The organism is Polaribacter sp. KT25b (genome assembly GCF_900105145.1).
Classification (GTDB): Bacteria; Bacteroidota; Bacteroidia; order Flavobacteriales; family Flavobacteriaceae; genus Polaribacter.
Genome location: NZ_LT629752.1, coordinates 461,998 through 477,687, shown reverse-complemented (window position 1 = coordinate 477,687; position 15,690 = coordinate 461,998). Strand labels below are relative to the sequence as shown.

Here is a 15,690-nt window from a genome sequence, read left to right as displayed (position 1 = left end):
ATTTTAATCTACTTCGTCTTCTTCTCCGTCCCAAATATCTGTTCTGTAATGTTCAGATTCTTCTTCTCCGTTTAAAATTTGAAGATAACTTTTATAACGGGACCAAGAAATTTCTTCGGTTTCTAGAGCTTCTTTTACCGCACAATTTGGTTCTTTTAAATGCAAACAATTATTGAATTTACAATGTTGTTTCATTTCAAAAAACTCAGGAAAATAATCTCCTAATTCATATTTATCGATATCTACAATTCCGAAACCTTTAATTCCTGGCGTATCTATAATTTTAGCATCAAAACTTAAATCGAACATTTCTGCAAACGTTGTGGTATGTTTTCCTTGATTATGTTGATCGGAAATCTCTTTGGTTTTTAAATTTAATGTAGGTTCAATTGCATTTACTAAAGTAGATTTCCCTACGCCAGAATGACCAACAAACATCGATGTTTTACCAGTCATTAGTTCTTTAATTTTATCAACATTTATATTTTCTGTTGATGAAACTTCTATACATCTATAACCTATTTTTTCGTAAATATCTTTTAAATATAAAATTTCTGCTCTTTGCTCAATTTCATACGAATCTATTTTATTAAAGACTAGAATAGTATCTATTCTATACGCTCTTGTAGAAACTAAAAAACGATCTATAAACGCCGTAAAAGTTGGTGGATTATCAATCGTAATCAGCAAAAAAACCTGATCGATATTCGCTGCAATAATATGTATTTGCTTAGAAAGGTTTACAGATTTACGAACAATGAAATTATCTCTGTCTAAAATCTTTTTAATAACGCCTGTTTCTTCACCTCCTTTCTTTTCTAAATCGAACACAACTTTATCTCCAACTGCAATTGGGTTGGTACTTTTGATGCCTTTTATTCTGAATTTTCCTTTTATTCTACATTGGTAAAATTCTTCGTTATCAGATTTTACTTGATACCAACTTCCTGTAGATTTGTATACGATTCCTGTCATTACTACAAAGATGCAGAATTAAAATTGATTTAAGAAAAATTGGATTGAAATTGGTATGAAATCATGAATTAAAAAAAACTTCTCGATACAAAATTTCTGAAAAAGAAATTTCACTCGAAGTGACAGTTTTAGAAAAACCATTTTTTTTCCACACATTGAATGATAGAAAACATCTTTTTGTGGAAAAGTAAACCTGTGAGGTTTGTAAATATTATGAGATTTGTAAAAATTCTAAAGTAATAGTTCTAAAAATTTCCTTATTAAAGTTCGCTTTTGCGTTAAGGATTGAGCAATTGTTTGAGCTCTTTTTTGTTTTTTCTACAAAAAAAGCGAGTGTGAAAGCCTGACCAAGCTTTTTTGCTTGGTAACGCCCAAAAAAAATACCTTCAAATTTTAAAAAACTTGAAGGCATTTAAATATAAATCGATAATGATACTGAAACAAGTTCAGCATAATCTTCTCAGATTATTATGCGTTAATAATCTTTTCTTGATGATTTATTGATTCTTGATGAATTGCTTTAAACATTTTTAATATAAATTCTTCACTTAAACCTTTACTATTACCTTCCATAACCATGTTTCCTAAAATCTCGTTCCAACGACGTGATTGTAAAACAGCAACATTTTGCTCTTTCTTTAACTCACCTATTTGGTCTGCTACTTTCATACGTTTTCCTAACAAATCGATTAATTGATCATCTACAACGTTAATTTGAGCTCTTAAGTTTTCTAAAGGTTCTCTGTAACTAACTGCAGTTTCAGTTTCTTTTTTAACTTTTAAGTCTTGCATAATTTTCTTTAAAGAATCTGGTGTAACTTGTTGTGCTGCATCAGACCAAGCATTTTCTGGATCGTAATGAGTCTCAATCATTAAACCATCGAAGTTTAAATCTAAAGCAGTCTGACAAACATCAAAAACCATGTCTCTATTTCCTGTAATATGAGAAGGATCGTTGATTAATGGTAAATCCGGAAATTTATTTTGAAACTCGATAGCTAATTGCCATTCTGGAGTGTTTCTATATTTCGTTTTTTCGTATGTTGAAAACCCTCTGTGAATTGCTCCTAAATTTTTGATTCCAGCAGTATATAATCTTTCGATACCACCTAACCATAAAGCTAAATCTGGATTTACTGGATTTTTAACTAATACAATTTTATCTGTACCTTCTAATGCTTCTGCAATTTCTTGCATAATAAAAGGAGATACGGTAGAACGTGCACCAATCCATAATAAATCTACATCGTACTCTAAAGCTAATTTTACATGTGCTGCATTGGCAACTTCTGTACAGGTTTTCATACCTGTTTCTGCTTTTACTTTTTGTAACCATTTTAAACCTAAAGCACCTACACCTTCAAAATTTCCTGGTCTTGTTCTTGGTTTCCAAATTCCCGCTCTAAAATAATTTACATCAGAATCTTTTAATTCGTGTGCTATTTTTAAAACCTGTTCTTCGGTTTCTGCACTACAAGGCCCTGCTATTACTAGTGGATGATCTAATTTCATATCGTCCAACCATGTTCTTAATTCTTTTGTATTCTCCATTTTTCTACTTGTTGTGGCTTATTATTTTATGCCGTTTAAAATTTGTTTTATATAATTTGTGTTCTCCATTTCGTTAAAAATGTCTGAGAAATTATCTTGTTGCATCAATTCTTTAAAATGTTGTAAATTATTGATGTATTCTTCTAACGATTCTATGACGTTGGCTTTATTTTGTTCAAAAATTGGTGTCCACATTGCTGGCGAACTTTTTGCCAAACGAACTGTTGACGCAAATCCTGAACCTGCCATATCAAAAATATCGCGCTCGTTTCTTTCTTTATCAATGACCGTTTTACCTAACATAAATGCACTAATGTGAGATAAGTGCGAAACATACGCAATATGCTTGTCATGAGAAACTGGGTCCATGTATCTAATACGCATTCCAATGGCTCTAAAAAGTTCTAAAGCTTTTTCTTGAAGCTTAAAAGTTGTCTTTTCTACTTCGCAAATAATGTTCGTTTTTCCAACGTATAAGCCAGAAATCGCTGCTGTTGGTCCAGAATTTTCTGTTCCTGCAATTGGATGACATGCTAAAAAATTTCTTCTTTTTGGATGATGTTCAACTGCTTTACAAATTGCTTCTTTTGTTGATCCAGCATCTACAACCAATCCATTATCAGAGATTTTATCTAAAATTGTTGGCAATAATTTTACGGTAGCATCAACCGGAATAGAAACAATTACTAAATCTGCATTTTCTAAATCGTCTAAAGTTGCTTTTTTATCAATTAGCTTTAATTCTAACGCCTTATTTAAGGTTTCGTCTTTTCTACTAATTCCGTGAATTACAACATCTGGATTGTTTTTTTTAATGTCGATAGCAAAACTACCGCCAATTAAACCAATACCAATCATGTAAATATTTTTCATTTCTTCCGCTTTTCGCCTTTAGCTTTTTGCTATTAGCTATTCTACTTTTGCTAATGGCTAATTGCCAATAACTAAAAACCTACTAATTGCTTCTTTAATTACATCTGTAGTTACACATAATGAAAAACGAATATATCCTTCTCCTTGTGAACCAAAAATAGTTCCTGGTGTGATAAAAATATCATTCTCATACAACACTGCATCTGTAACTTCTTCAGATTTTTTTCCTTCAGGAATTTTTGCCCAAACAAATAAACCCGTTGAATTTTTATTATAAGTAGCATCTAATTTATCTGCCAATTGCCAAATTAAATTTCTGCGTTCTTCATAAATTTTATTTTGAGAAGCAAACCAATCATCAGAAAGTTGTAAAGCTTCTATTGCTCCTTTTTGAATTCCGTAAAACATACCAGAATCCATATTAGATTTTACTTTTAAAATCTCGTTGATGTATTTAGCATTTCCCAAAACCATACCAACTCGCCAACCTGCCATATTAAAGGTTTTGCTTAAAGAATTTAACTCTAAAGCAATATCTTTTGCGCCTTCAACTTGTAAAATACTGATAGGTTTATCATTTAAAATAAAACTATACGGATTGTCATTAATAATTAATATCTGATGTTTTTTACCAAAAGCCACTAATTTTTCTAACGTTTCAATCGTTGCGTTTGTGCCTGTTGGCATGTGTGGATAGTTTACCCACATTAATTTTACATTTGATAAATCTTGATTTTCTAATTCCTCAAAATTTGGTTGCCAGTTATTTTCATCACTTAAATTATAAAAAAGTGGTTCTGCTCCGACTAAATTTGTTACTGATGTGTATGTTGGATAGCCTGGATTGGGAATTAATACTTGATCGCCTTCATTTAAAAAAGCCATAGAAATATGCATAATTCCCTCTTTGCTTCCCATTAAAGGTAAAATCTCGTTTTCTGGATTTGAATCTACTGCATATTTATTTTTATAAAAATCTGCAATTGCCATCCTTAACTCTGGCAAACCTTGATATGATTGATATTTATGTGCATTTGCATCTGCTAAGCTTCCTTGAATTGCTTCAATAACTTTTGCTGGTGGTTGCAAATCTGGAGATCCAATTCCCATATTGATAATTGGTTTTCCTGCAGCTACTAAATTTCTTACTTCTCTTAATTTTATAGAGAAATAATATTCTTTAACTGTATCTAATCTTTTAGCTGGTTGTATCATAATAACTTCGTTATTTTCTTCCGTTTTTGTAAACTCCTAAAACCTTAAAATCTTCTGCCATAATTTCTATCAAAGAATATGCTTTTTGATAGTCTTTATAATCCTCAAAAGTTACATCTACAAAAAAAGAATATTTCCAAGGAGTATCTATTACTGGTAAAGATTGTATTTTAGTTAAATTCATTTTACAATCGCTCATGGCATTTAAAATGGCTGCCAAACTTCCTCTTTTATGATTTAATTGAAATTTAATTGATGCTTTATTTACATTTTCATCTTCTTCTGGTTTTGTTGTTTGAACAATTACAAATCTTGTAGAGTTGTCTTTTATGGTTTGAATTCCGTCTTCAATAACAACTAATTTAAAAATATCTGCTGCAATTTTTGGAGCAATTGCTGCAATACCAACTAAATTTTGTTTCGCTATTCTTTTTGCAACTTCTGCAGTATCTACATCTTCTACTAATTTTATATGTGGATGTTTTTTAAAGAATTCTTTACATTGTAATAATGCCATTGGATGTGACCAAACTTCTTTAATGTCTGCAAGACTTTGACCTTCTAAAGCCATTAAATGATGATGAATATTTAAATATTCTTCGCCAATAATGTGCAAATTATGATTATCAATTAATGCATAATTAGGTATTATAGAACCTGCAATCGTATTCTCTAAAGCCATGACACCAAGGTTTGCAGATTTATCTAAAAGACAATCTACTAAAACATCAAAAGACATGCATTCTTTTAATTTTACAGATTCCCCATAAAAGTCGCATGCAACCTTATGATGATTTGAGCCTTGAGCTCCTTGTATGGCAATAATTTTATTCATTAATTTAAAATAATGTCAAAAAAAAAGCCTCGAATTAGATTCGAGACTTTATATTTTATATGTGATGCTTAATAACACGATACAAAGTCTCTTCTTTTATTGTAAAAATAAAAGTAGAAATAGAAACGTGTAAAATTGTTATTTAACATTTTAATTTTTCTTTGTGAGCAACAAATCTAAAGATTAAATTGGTATTTACAAATATTATTAAAAAACTTTATGAATTTTTATGGATTAAGTAAAAATACCAAATTATGCTACATAATAGCTAAACAAATTGCAGAATCCCTTAAAATTCTGCAATATTTAAAGCTTTATCACTTTATGTTTTTAACTATTTATAGTAAATCTCTTAATCTTTTAGCTGCAATTTCTGCCGTAATATCTCTTTGAGGAGAACCAAACATCTCATAACCAACCATAAACTTCTTAACTGTTGCACTTCTTAATAAAGGCGGATAAAAACTCATGTGCCAATGCCAATGCTCGTTTTCTTCTCCGTCTGTTGGCGATTGATGAATTCCGCTTGAATACGGAAAAGAAGTATTAAACAACTTATCATACACTTGCGTGATTACAGAAATTGCCTCAGCATAATCTTTGGCTTCACTATCAGATAATTCTAAAATATTTTTTTGCGCTTTTTTAGGAGCAATCATTGCTTCAAAAGGCCAAACTGCCCAAAAAGGAATTAACACAACAAAATCATCATTCTCGAAAATAATTCTTTCTTTAGCTTCTAATTCTTGTTTTAAATAATCACCTAAAAGACTCGTTTTATTTTTTTCGAAATACGCTTTTTGATGCTGATCTTTTTTATCAACTTCATTTGGCAATGTAGATTGACTCCAAATTTGACCATGAGGATGTGGATTACTACAACCCATTACAGCTCCTTTGTTTTCAAAAATTTGAACATAATTAATGCCATCAATTCCACCTAATTCTTTGTATTCTTTTTGCCAAGCATTTACCACTTTTTTAATGTCTGCAACTTCCATTTGTGCCAAACTCTTAGAATGATCTGGGCTAAAACAAATAACTTTACAGATACCTGTTTCGCTTTGTGCTTTAAACAAGCCATCATTTACTGCAAAAGAAGGTGAGTCTTTTTGAAGTGCTGCAAAATCATTTGTAAAAACAAATACGTCTTTATAATCAGGATTTACTTCACCGTTAATACGTGTATTTGTTGCACATAAATAACAACTTTCGTCGTAAGCAGGTCTTTTTTCTGTTGATATTTCTTCATTTTGACCTTGCCAAGGACGTTTTGCTCTGTGTGGAGACACCAAAACCCACTCGCCAGTTAATATATTAAATCTCTTATGTGAGTAATCTTGTAAATTTGTATTTTCCATTTTATATCTTTTTTAGTTGATTATTTTACTAAATGTGTACCATCAGAAAGTTCTATAAAATACACAGAACACTCATTATCAAATTTATTTTTAAATGCTTTAGATGCAGATTCTGCAAAAGATTTTGCTTCGGTTTTTGCAATTAAATTAATTGTACAACCACCAAAACCACCACCCATCATTCTTGCTCCTAACACATTTTTATTTTTCTTAGCTTGATCTACCAAGAAATCTAATTCCTCACAACTTACTTTATATTGATTTTGTAAACCATTATGAGACGCATAAATTAAAGCACCTAAAGTAACCAAATCGTTTTCTTCAATTGCAATGGCTGCTTTTTGAGTTCTTTCTATTTCTTGAATTACATACAACGCTTTTTGATAATTTTCTGGCGTAACTTGGTCTATAATTGCCTCTAAATCTTCTTCGGATGCTTCCCTTAAAGTTTCAATATTTAAGATTTTTGCAACGCTTTCACATGCAGAACGTCTATCATTATAAGCACTATCTGATAAACTATGTTTAACGTTTGTGTTTATCAACATTAATTGATGATCTTTAAAATCAATTTCATAAGGTTTAGATTCTATGGTTCTACAATCTAACAATAATGCGTTGTTTTTAATACCAAACATACTTGCATATTGATCCATAATTCCACATTTTACACCCACATAATTATGTTCTGCTTTTTGGGAAATTAAAATCATTTCTGTTTTTGTTAAGCCTAAATCAAATAATTCATTTAAACCAAAAACTACACTATTTTCTAAAGCTGCAGATGATGACATTCCTGCTCCTCCTGGAATATTTCCTTTAAAAATGATATTAAAATCGCCAACAACTTTATTTCTATTTTGTATTTCTGCAACCACACCAAAAACATAGTTTTCCCAACTACCTTCTTTAGATGGTTTTAATTTATCTAATTCAAACTTAATTGTGCTATCTAAATCTAAAGCAATTGCGGTACTTGAACCAGAATCACTTTTTTGAATTGCAGCAGCAATACCTTTATCTACAGCCGCAGGAAAAACAAAACCGCCGTTATAATCTGTATGTTCTCCAATAATATTTATTCTACCTGGAGAAAAAATAAGAATCGGTTCTGTATTAAAAGTTTTTAAAAACTTCGCTTTTACATCTTTTATTAGTTGTGCGCTCATTATTGTGGATTTAATTATTATTGAATTTTACATTCCAAGTTATAGAATACGTTTCATTTGGTTTTAAAACTTGCAATCCTATTTTATTATTAAAACTATTAGAAATACCTGTCATTGGTTCAATCGCTATTAAAGGCAACCCTTTTGGTGTGTATAATTGCAAATAGTTTTCTATTTTATCTGTAGAAATTTCTAGCTGATATGTTGGTGTTTTAAATTGAACAACATCAGAATTTAGGATAAAACAATCATCTAATTGTTTGTCTTCAATTTTAAATTCATCTTCAGTTATATGATCTATCACTTTTTTTGTAATTAAATTCTCATTGAATTCAATTTTTTTATCACTTTTAAAACTTAAAGAACTTTTAGTTATATCATCACTTAAAAAATAAGGATGCCAACCTAAAGTGAAAGGAAAGGTTTTAGCATCTGTATTTTTTATTTTTATAGATAAATTAATATCGTTTTCAAAAAGTGTATAGGTTACAAAAATGTTATAAGTATAAGGAAAACCTTCAATTACTTTTGTTTCTTTATAAGCTATTGTAACAGCACAAAAATTAACATTTTCTTCTTTACTTATCAACTCAAATTTTTGGTTATATACCAAACCATGCAATGCATTTTTACCCGTTTCATTTAAATAAAACTGATAATCTTTATCTTCAAACGAATATTTACCTTCTTGAATTCTACTTGCAAACGGAAACAAAATTGAAGATGCATACGAATCTTTGTAATCAAAATTTTGCTGATCTTTTATTAAAAAAAAATCCTTAAATTTTAATTCTTGAAGCCTTCCACCTTCATTTAAAGAAATTCTTGCATTTGCTGTATTATGCGGGTTTTTTAACTCTAAAAAACTACTCTTATTTTCTGATATTTCTTCTACTTTATACATTTTTTAAATTGATTTTCTTAAAATTAAACTACTTGGATTCTCTATTTTAACTTCTTCGTTATTCAAAATCATCTGCGCCAATCTTTCTCCCATTAAATTAAAATCTGTAGAAATTGTTGTAATTCCGTCTTCTACAACTTCTTTTAACAAGTTGTCATTAAAAGAAATGATACCAATATCTTTTGCTAAAACTAATTTATTTTCTTTTATTTTTTTGATGATTCTAATCAAATTTTGATCATCTAAAACCACATATAATTCTCCAATTTCTGGAACTCTACCTTTTATAGATGCAACAACTTCATGTTCAATTTTATATTTTTCACAGAATTGTATAAATCCTTTTAAAATACCTTCTGGTTGCTTTTCATCAGGAAATAATAAAACTATTTTTTGATATTTTACAATACTTGAAATTCCAGAAGAAAGACCGTTAAAAACATCTTTTTCAAAATTTTGATAAATAGCAGCATATTCTTCTAACCCTTTATGAACTTGATCTAAAATATAAACTTTTTCTCTTGGTAAATTCTGAATTACATTTTCTGTATCACTTAAATTTGCAGGCATAATTACGTAAGAACTGTAATTACCAATATTATCGTTTATCAGTTTTGCAAAAACATCATAATTAAAATGATGAAAGAAAATATCAACCTGTATATTGTCTCCTAAATTTAGTAAAAAGGAATTATATAAATCTTCTTTAAATGAATTTAATTCATCAAACAAAACAAATATTTTTTGTTTAACATCTATATCTTCTGTAGAAACATAATATCCTTTTCCTACTACAGAATGTATAATTCCACGATTTTTTAATTCATTAAAAGCAGTTAAAACAGTATCTCTAGAAAGTGAATTTTCGTTTTTTATAACATTTAAGGAAGGTAATTTATCGCCTTTTTTAAGTAAACCATCAACAATAGCATTTTCAATAGCAACAACTATTTGCTTGTATTTTGGCGTTCTTGAATCTTTTTTAAGCGATACAATTTTCATATTACAAATATATAATATTTTACCAAATAAACAACTAGTATGTACTGGTATGTTTTTAAAATAATTATTTCCCTTTTTTTTTATTAAAATTTTAGAAACAAATTGTCTTCATTTTAAATTTTGTTATCAAATTAACTAAAAAAGACAAGAATTTAAAAGACAGTTATTACCTTCGTAATTCATAAAATTATCAACAATTAAAAGAAACACATGTATCATCAAAATAAGAGCAAACTTTTCAATTACTTTTCACTCATTTTTTTAGCATTTTTATCACTTTCTAGTTGTAAAAATTCAAAAACTGAAGAAACTAAAACTATAAACAAATCAGAAATAAAAACTCCTGAAGGTATGGTTTGGGTAGAAAGTAAAACCTTTTTACAAGGCGCAAAAGAAACAGATAAATTTGCAATGCCAAGAGAAAAACCTGCACATTTAGTTACTGTTGATGGTTTTTATATAGACGTTACAGAAGTTACCAATAAACAATTTGCAGCTTTTGTTGATGCCACAAAATATGTAACAATTGCAGAAAGAAAAATAGATTGGGAAGAAATGAAAAAAATGCTTCCTGCTGATACTCAAAAACCTCATGATTCTATTTTACAACCAGGAAGTTTAATTTTTAATAAAAGTGTAAACGCAATTGCTGATATGAATAATTATGGCCAATGGTGGACATGGAAAATTGGTGCAAATTGGAAACACCCAGAAGGACCAAATTCTACCATTGAAGGTAAAGAAAACAACCCTGTTGTACACATTGCTTTAGAAGATGCTTTGGCATATTGTAAATGGGCAAACAGACGTTTACCTACAGAATCTGAATGGGAATCTGCTGCACAAGGAAAAAATTTGAACACCATTTTTACTTGGGGAAATGATGCTACAATTTTAGACAATAATGCAAATACTTGGCAAGGTGTTTTTCCTACAAAAAACGAATCTAAAGACGGATTTGAATTTATTTCGCCTGTAAAATCATATCCACCAAATAGTATTGGTTTGTATGATATGGCAGGAAATGTTTGGGAAATTACAGCCGATTTATTCAACGTAAATTATTATAAAGATATAGACATTTCTCAACCTCTTTTAAATCCTAAAGGAGCAAATAAATCTTATAGCCCAAGTAATCCTTATCAAGTAGAACATGTTATGAAAGGTGGCTCTTTTTTATGTCACGAATCGTATTGTGCAAGTTTTAGAATATCAGCAAAAATGGGAGTTGCAACCGATTCTGGTTCAGATCACATGGGTTTTAGAACTGTTGCAACAAACAAAATGTTAGCATCTAAATAAAGGTCTATTTTTAAATTTTATCACAAAAATCACTACAAATTTATAGTTTTTAGTGATTTTTTATACAGTAATTTTATTTAAATCAGAAAAAATAATAGCTAAAATTATAAATTCTGATAAACAGTTTTAGAAAATTCTACGCTTTTGCACTTTTCTTCTTTTTACCAATACCATTCAACTTATACGTATAGCTTAAAATAATATATCTCCCCAAACTTTGTGAAGTAGTTTCTTCAAAAAAGTTAAGAGTACTCCTTCTAAAAACATCAACATTTTTATCTAGCAAATCAATAAAAACTAATTTAAAGATATTATTGCTTTTTGACAATGAGTAAGATATTGCTGCGTTCCAAACTGGTATTTCTTGATGAATTGAAAAACTATTATCTTCATAAAAAATGTAATCTAATTGGGTATTAAAATTGAATTTTTTAGTTACATCAAAATCTATCATTCCAAAGTATTTTTGAGTAGTAAATTTTCTGTCTAAATCTTTTTCTATAGAAAAACCTGTATTGTTTTCGCTATAATAAACACCAGCTTTTAAATCTACTTTGTTTTTTCTGATATTTTGGATGATAAAATTAGTCGAAAAATCTTCTGAAACAACTGTATTTAAATTAAAATTAATTATAGAATTAGAAGAATTGTATAAATATTTATTCTTTAAACTTAGCCTAATTCCTAATTTTGATAACTTTTTAGTAAAACTTCCTTCTGCTTTAAATTGTTCTTTTTTTCCATTATTTTGATAACTGCTAGCTCTTATAAAATCGTCATCAATTGTAATATTTCTAATAATTGCATCTTTTGTATGATTGTACTGCAACTTAGCATTGAAACCTAAAGATGTTTTTAAATCATTAATATTTAAAAGCATCTGAAAAGAATTTACCTTTTCTGGTTTTAAATCTACATTTCCCGTTTTTATAAAATAAGGATTCAAATCATTTACAAAAGGGTTTGTTTGACTTGGTCTTGGGGCTTTAATTAATTTTTTATAAACAAATTTGTATTTTCTACCTCTTTGGGGTTTGTACTGAAAAAAGATGGATGGATTAAAAAATAATTGTTCTTTAATAAACTGTTCTTCTTGCTCTTGACCAAATTCTCTCCTTAAATTTTGTAACTCTAAAGCTGATGAAATATTTAATTTAGAAGTGTTATAACTATGAGAAATTTTAGATTTCATAATATTTTGAAAATAATTATAATTAATTTCTAATAAATCTTCTACTGTTGTTGTTTTTATTGTTTTTCTAAATTGATTCGTTTGCTCTTTTCCTGTTAAAAAATCAGCAAAAACCTCTGTATTTAAATAATGATTTCCACCTAAAGGTTCTGTATATTTAAAACGTAGATTAAATAATTGCGTACTATTATCCTCATTTCTAAAAGTAATTACCTCTTGCATTGTTGTACTAGAAGTATTTAAACCCCTAGTAATTAACATGTTTTGATTGTTTTCTCTATCTAAACTTGTAATTACAGTATTAAACCCCACATTAAAGCTTCTTCCTTTTTTTTGTAATCTTTGATAATAATTAAAATTTATATTTCCAAACTTCTTTAAATTGCTATTTTCTGATGACAAATTATTTTCTGTAACCAATTCTTCATCAGTATTAAAATACGAACCACCTCTGTCTAATTTATAATTTCTATCATCAGAATAAAAAAGCCCACGAAGACTTAAACTACTTTTTTTACTAGATTTATTTTCATAATTAAAATTTAAATTATGATTTTCTGAAGTATTTAAAAAGTTATTTTTAGATTTAAAATTAAAATTATTAAGACTTGTAAAAGAAATTCTATTCGTTTCTGAAAGTCCGCTATTTTCTGATGAATTATAAAAATAATCTCCACTCAATGATTCTTTCTTTTTAATTTCTGTTCCAAAATGAACACCAGTAACTGCTGTTATTAAAAAGCCGCTTAAACTTTTTTTATTATTAGAAAAATCGCCATCAGTATCATCACCAGAATCATCTGCAACGCCATCTGCATTTTCTAAAAAACCCTGAATATTAGAACCTGTAATATTGATATTATTAAATTTGCCAATAATAGATAACTGGTTTTTAGTATTAAATTGATTATAATTAATGTTTCCGAAATATCGATTATCTAAACCAACACCAGCAGACAATTTACCAAAACCACGGTTTTTCTTCTCTTTTTTTAATCTAAAATTGATTACTATTTCTTTATTACCATCACTTACACCTGTTAATTCTGCTTCATCACTTTTCTTATCAATGATTTCAACTTTAGCAATTGCATCCGCAGAAATATTTTTCATAACAATTGATGGATCTCCTCCAAAAAACTCTTTTCCATCAATCATAACTTTGGTGACTGTTGTTCCTTGAGTAACTATACTTCCATTTTCATCAATTTCAATTCCAGGTAATTTACTTAACAATCCATCAATATTGTCATCATAATTCACTTTAAAAGAGTTGGCATTAAAACTAACAGTATCTTTTTTAATTTGAACAGGCACTACAGCAGATATTACAATTTCATCTAAAGAACTAATATCTTCTTTTAAAACAATCGTATCTAAATCTATGAGCTTTTTTTTATAAATAATCTTTTTAGAGTACGTTGTAAAACCTAAAAAATTAAGCTGAAGTAAAATTGAGTCTTTAGGAATATCATCAATATGAAAAGCACCCTTGACATCTGTAGTTGTATAACTTAAGAATAAAGACTCTTTAGTACTTAAAAGAGCAACTGAAACCATTTCTAAAGGCTGATTTGAATCATCTACAACAACACCTATAATTCCTGTTTTTTGAGAATAGTAATTTGTAGAAAAACAAAATACAAATAACACAAACATTATTGCTTTTAAAATACCTTTTTTTATTTCCATAATTCTTTAAATCAAAATTAAGAAAAAAGATAATTAATTAACAATTATATTAAAATAAAAAGATACTTTGAAAACCATATAAATGAAAAAAGGTTCATCTTTCGATGAACCTTTTCGCGGTCTGGACGGGACTCGAACCCGCGACCCCCTGCGTGACAGGCAGGTATTCTAACCAGCTGAACTACCAAACCGTTGCTGTTAGCGGTGGCAAATATAACACTGTTTTTTAATTACACAATGAAAAAAGTAAAAAAATTACAAAATATTTTTTCTGCTAATTAAATAACTTGAAAGCACCTTAGTAAAACCTGAATTTATATCTACAGGAACATAATCAATTTTATATTGTAAGCATTTATTTTTCAATTCTTTAAAGAAATTACCTGCTAATTTCTTATAATTTTCCTGAATATTTTCTGCGTAAATATTTATTTCTTCTCCAGTTTCTACATCAACAAATTTTTTTGGTGAATTGTCAAAATTGAAGTTAAACTCTGTTTTTTCATCATAAGTATGGAATAAAACTACTTCATGTTTGTTATATTTTAGATGACGTAAGGCCTCAAAAAGCTTTTTATCATCTTTATTTGTCTGAAACATATCAGTAAATAAAAAAATTAAAGAACGTCTGTGCATTTTTTCTGCAATTTCATGTAAATACTGGTAAGTTTCTGTTTTTGCATCAGATTTAGAAACTAATAATTCCTCTAATTGATGTAACAACATTTTTCTATGACGTTCACTTCCTTTTTCTGGAGCATAATATTCATAAGTATCAGCATAAATACTTAAACCTACAGCATCTCGTTGTCTTTTTAATATTTCCATTAAAGAAGCTGCTGCAACCGCAGAAAAACCTATTTTGTTTAAATTATCTAAAGATTGTTTTTTTACTATCGGATAATGCATAGACGCAGAATTATCAATAACAATATGACATCTTAAATTAGTTTCTTCTTCGTATTTTTTTATATAAAGCTTTTCGGTTTTGGCAAATAGTTTCCAATCTATATGGCGCGTACTTTCGCCATTATTATATAGTTTGTGTTCAGAAAATTCTACAGAAAATCCATGAAACGGACTTTTATGAATACCTGTTATAAAACCTTCTACAACTTGTTTTGCTAGTAGCTCTAGATTTTTAATTTCTACTGATTTAACTTCAGACACTTTTATCATATTACCAAAATAAAAAAAGGTTTGACGTTAGCCAAACCTTTTTAAAAATATATGTTTTTAAACTACTATAAAGCAGCATCGATTTTACCAGTATAAACATTTTTAGGAGCAACACCTACTTGTTTATCTACTACTTCTCCATTTTTAAAAATTAAAACAGTTGGTATATTTCTTACACCATATTTTGCTGCAAATTCTTGATTTGCATCTACATCAACTTTACCTACAATAGCTTTACCATCATATTCTGCATGAATTTCATCAACAATTGGTCCAACCATTCTACAAGGCCCACACCATGCAGCCCAAAAATCTACTAATACTGGTTTGTCAGATTTTAATACTAACTCGTCAAAATTTGCGTCTGTTATTTCTAATGCCATTTTCTTTATATTTTAAAATTGTTATTTCTCTTTTAAGATACAAAAGTAAACAATTTA

Annotated in this window: 13 protein-coding genes and 1 tRNA gene; 1 reads left to right on the top strand and 13 read right to left on the bottom strand. The window is 28.6% G+C overall.

Annotated features, from left to right (window positions below):
* Window positions 1-3: 3 nt before the first annotated feature.
* The 9 genes from rsgA to BLT70_RS01880 form a co-directional block, all read right to left on the bottom strand.
* The gene (rsgA, locus tag BLT70_RS01925; RefSeq protein ID WP_091890814.1) at window positions 4-975 is read right to left on the bottom strand and encodes a ribosome small subunit-dependent GTPase A; all 972 of its coding nucleotides are present in this window, start codon (window positions 973-975) and stop codon (window positions 4-6) included.
* A gap of 468 nt (window positions 976-1,443) precedes the next feature.
* The gene (locus tag BLT70_RS01915; RefSeq protein ID WP_091890807.1) at window positions 1,444-2,526 is read right to left on the bottom strand and encodes a bifunctional 3-deoxy-7-phosphoheptulonate synthase/chorismate mutase type II; all 1,083 of its coding nucleotides are present in this window, start codon (window positions 2,524-2,526) and stop codon (window positions 1,444-1,446) included.
* Between the two features lie 21 nt (window positions 2,527-2,547).
* On the bottom strand, window positions 2,548-3,399 hold the full coding sequence (locus BLT70_RS01910; RefSeq protein WP_091890804.1) for a prephenate dehydrogenase: 852 nt from the start codon (window positions 3,397-3,399) through the stop codon (window positions 2,548-2,550).
* A 57-nt stretch (window positions 3,400-3,456) separates the two neighbouring features.
* On the bottom strand, window positions 3,457-4,614 hold the full coding sequence (locus BLT70_RS01905) for a pyridoxal phosphate-dependent aminotransferase (protein WP_091890801.1): 1,158 nt from the start codon (window positions 4,612-4,614) through the stop codon (window positions 3,457-3,459).
* Between the two features lie 10 nt (window positions 4,615-4,624).
* On the bottom strand, window positions 4,625-5,449 hold the full coding sequence (locus tag BLT70_RS01900; RefSeq protein WP_091890798.1) for a prephenate dehydratase: 825 nt from the start codon (window positions 5,447-5,449) through the stop codon (window positions 4,625-4,627).
* A 338-nt stretch (window positions 5,450-5,787) separates the two neighbouring features.
* A complete protein-coding gene (locus BLT70_RS01895) occupies window positions 5,788-6,810 on the bottom strand; it encodes a UDP-glucose--hexose-1-phosphate uridylyltransferase (protein WP_091890795.1) in 1,023 nt (340 codons plus the stop codon).
* A gap of 20 nt (window positions 6,811-6,830) precedes the next feature.
* Window positions 6,831-7,979: a galactokinase gene (gene galK / locus BLT70_RS01890; protein ID WP_091890791.1), complete on the bottom strand. Its 1,149-nt coding sequence runs from the start codon at window positions 7,977-7,979 to the stop codon at window positions 6,831-6,833.
* 10 nt (window positions 7,980-7,989) lie between these two features.
* Complete coding sequence (locus tag BLT70_RS01885) at window positions 7,990-8,883, bottom strand: aldose 1-epimerase (RefSeq protein ID WP_091890788.1); 894 nt, start codon at window positions 8,881-8,883, stop codon at window positions 7,990-7,992.
* A gap of 3 nt (window positions 8,884-8,886) precedes the next feature.
* Entirely contained in the window at window positions 8,887-9,885 is a 999-nt protein-coding gene (locus BLT70_RS01880; RefSeq protein WP_091890785.1) for a GntR family transcriptional regulator, read from the bottom strand.
* A gap of 210 nt (window positions 9,886-10,095) precedes the next feature.
* Between BLT70_RS01880 and BLT70_RS01875 the strand changes: the two genes are divergently transcribed.
* Entirely contained in the window at window positions 10,096-11,187 is a 1,092-nt protein-coding gene (locus BLT70_RS01875; protein ID WP_091890783.1) for a formylglycine-generating enzyme family protein, read from the top strand.
* Window positions 11,188-11,323: 136 nt separating this feature from the next.
* Here the strand turns inward: BLT70_RS01875 and BLT70_RS01870 are convergent, their stop codons facing one another.
* From BLT70_RS01870 to trxA, 4 genes are all read right to left on the bottom strand, one after another.
* Window positions 11,324-14,071: an outer membrane beta-barrel protein gene (locus tag BLT70_RS01870; RefSeq protein ID WP_091890780.1), complete on the bottom strand. Its 2,748-nt coding sequence runs from the start codon at window positions 14,069-14,071 to the stop codon at window positions 11,324-11,326.
* 117 nt (window positions 14,072-14,188) lie between these two features.
* Window positions 14,189-14,262 (bottom strand) — tRNA-Asp (locus BLT70_RS01865).
* 64 nt (window positions 14,263-14,326) lie between these two features.
* Window positions 14,327-15,250 (bottom strand): DUF58 domain-containing protein, encoded by a 924-nt coding sequence (locus BLT70_RS01860; protein ID WP_172824371.1) that lies wholly within the window; start codon window positions 15,248-15,250, stop codon window positions 14,327-14,329.
* A gap of 65 nt (window positions 15,251-15,315) precedes the next feature.
* Complete coding sequence (gene trxA, locus BLT70_RS01855) at window positions 15,316-15,633, bottom strand: thioredoxin (protein WP_091890777.1); 318 nt, start codon at window positions 15,631-15,633, stop codon at window positions 15,316-15,318.
* Between the last annotated feature and the right edge of the window lie 57 nt (window positions 15,634-15,690).

What these genes read in the sequence shown, in the direction of transcription:
- rsgA (WP_091890814.1), bottom strand. Translation starts at nt 975, where the DNA reads ATGACAGGAATCGTATACAAATCTACAGGAAGTTGGTATCAAGTAAAA.
- trxA (WP_091890777.1), bottom strand. Translation starts at nt 15,633, where the DNA reads ATGGCATTAGAAATAACAGACGCAAATTTTGACGAGTTAGTATTAAAA.
- galK (WP_091890791.1), bottom strand. Translation starts at nt 7,979, where the DNA reads ATGAGCGCACAACTAATAAAAGATGTAAAAGCGAAGTTTTTAAAAACT.
- BLT70_RS01905 (WP_091890801.1), bottom strand. Translation starts at nt 4,614, where the DNA reads ATGATACAACCAGCTAAAAGATTAGATACAGTTAAAGAATATTATTTC.
- BLT70_RS01870 (WP_091890780.1), bottom strand. Translation starts at nt 14,071, where the DNA reads ATGGAAATAAAAAAAGGTATTTTAAAAGCAATAATGTTTGTGTTATTT.
- BLT70_RS01875 (WP_091890783.1), top strand. Translation starts at nt 10,096, where the DNA reads ATGTATCATCAAAATAAGAGCAAACTTTTCAATTACTTTTCACTCATT.
- BLT70_RS01915 (WP_091890807.1), bottom strand. Translation starts at nt 2,526, where the DNA reads ATGGAGAATACAAAAGAATTAAGAACATGGTTGGACGATATGAAATTA.
- BLT70_RS01895 (WP_091890795.1), bottom strand. Translation starts at nt 6,810, where the DNA reads ATGGAAAATACAAATTTACAAGATTACTCACATAAGAGATTTAATATA.
- BLT70_RS01910 (WP_091890804.1), bottom strand. Translation starts at nt 3,399, where the DNA reads ATGAAAAATATTTACATGATTGGTATTGGTTTAATTGGCGGTAGTTTT.
- BLT70_RS01880 (WP_091890785.1), bottom strand. Translation starts at nt 9,885, where the DNA reads ATGAAAATTGTATCGCTTAAAAAAGATTCAAGAACGCCAAAATACAAG.
- BLT70_RS01860 (WP_172824371.1), bottom strand. Translation starts at nt 15,250, where the DNA reads ATGATAAAAGTGTCTGAAGTTAAATCAGTAGAAATTAAAAATCTAGAG.
- BLT70_RS01900 (WP_091890798.1), bottom strand. Translation starts at nt 5,449, where the DNA reads ATGAATAAAATTATTGCCATACAAGGAGCTCAAGGCTCAAATCATCAT.
- BLT70_RS01885 (WP_091890788.1), bottom strand. Translation starts at nt 8,883, where the DNA reads ATGTATAAAGTAGAAGAAATATCAGAAAATAAGAGTAGTTTTTTAGAG.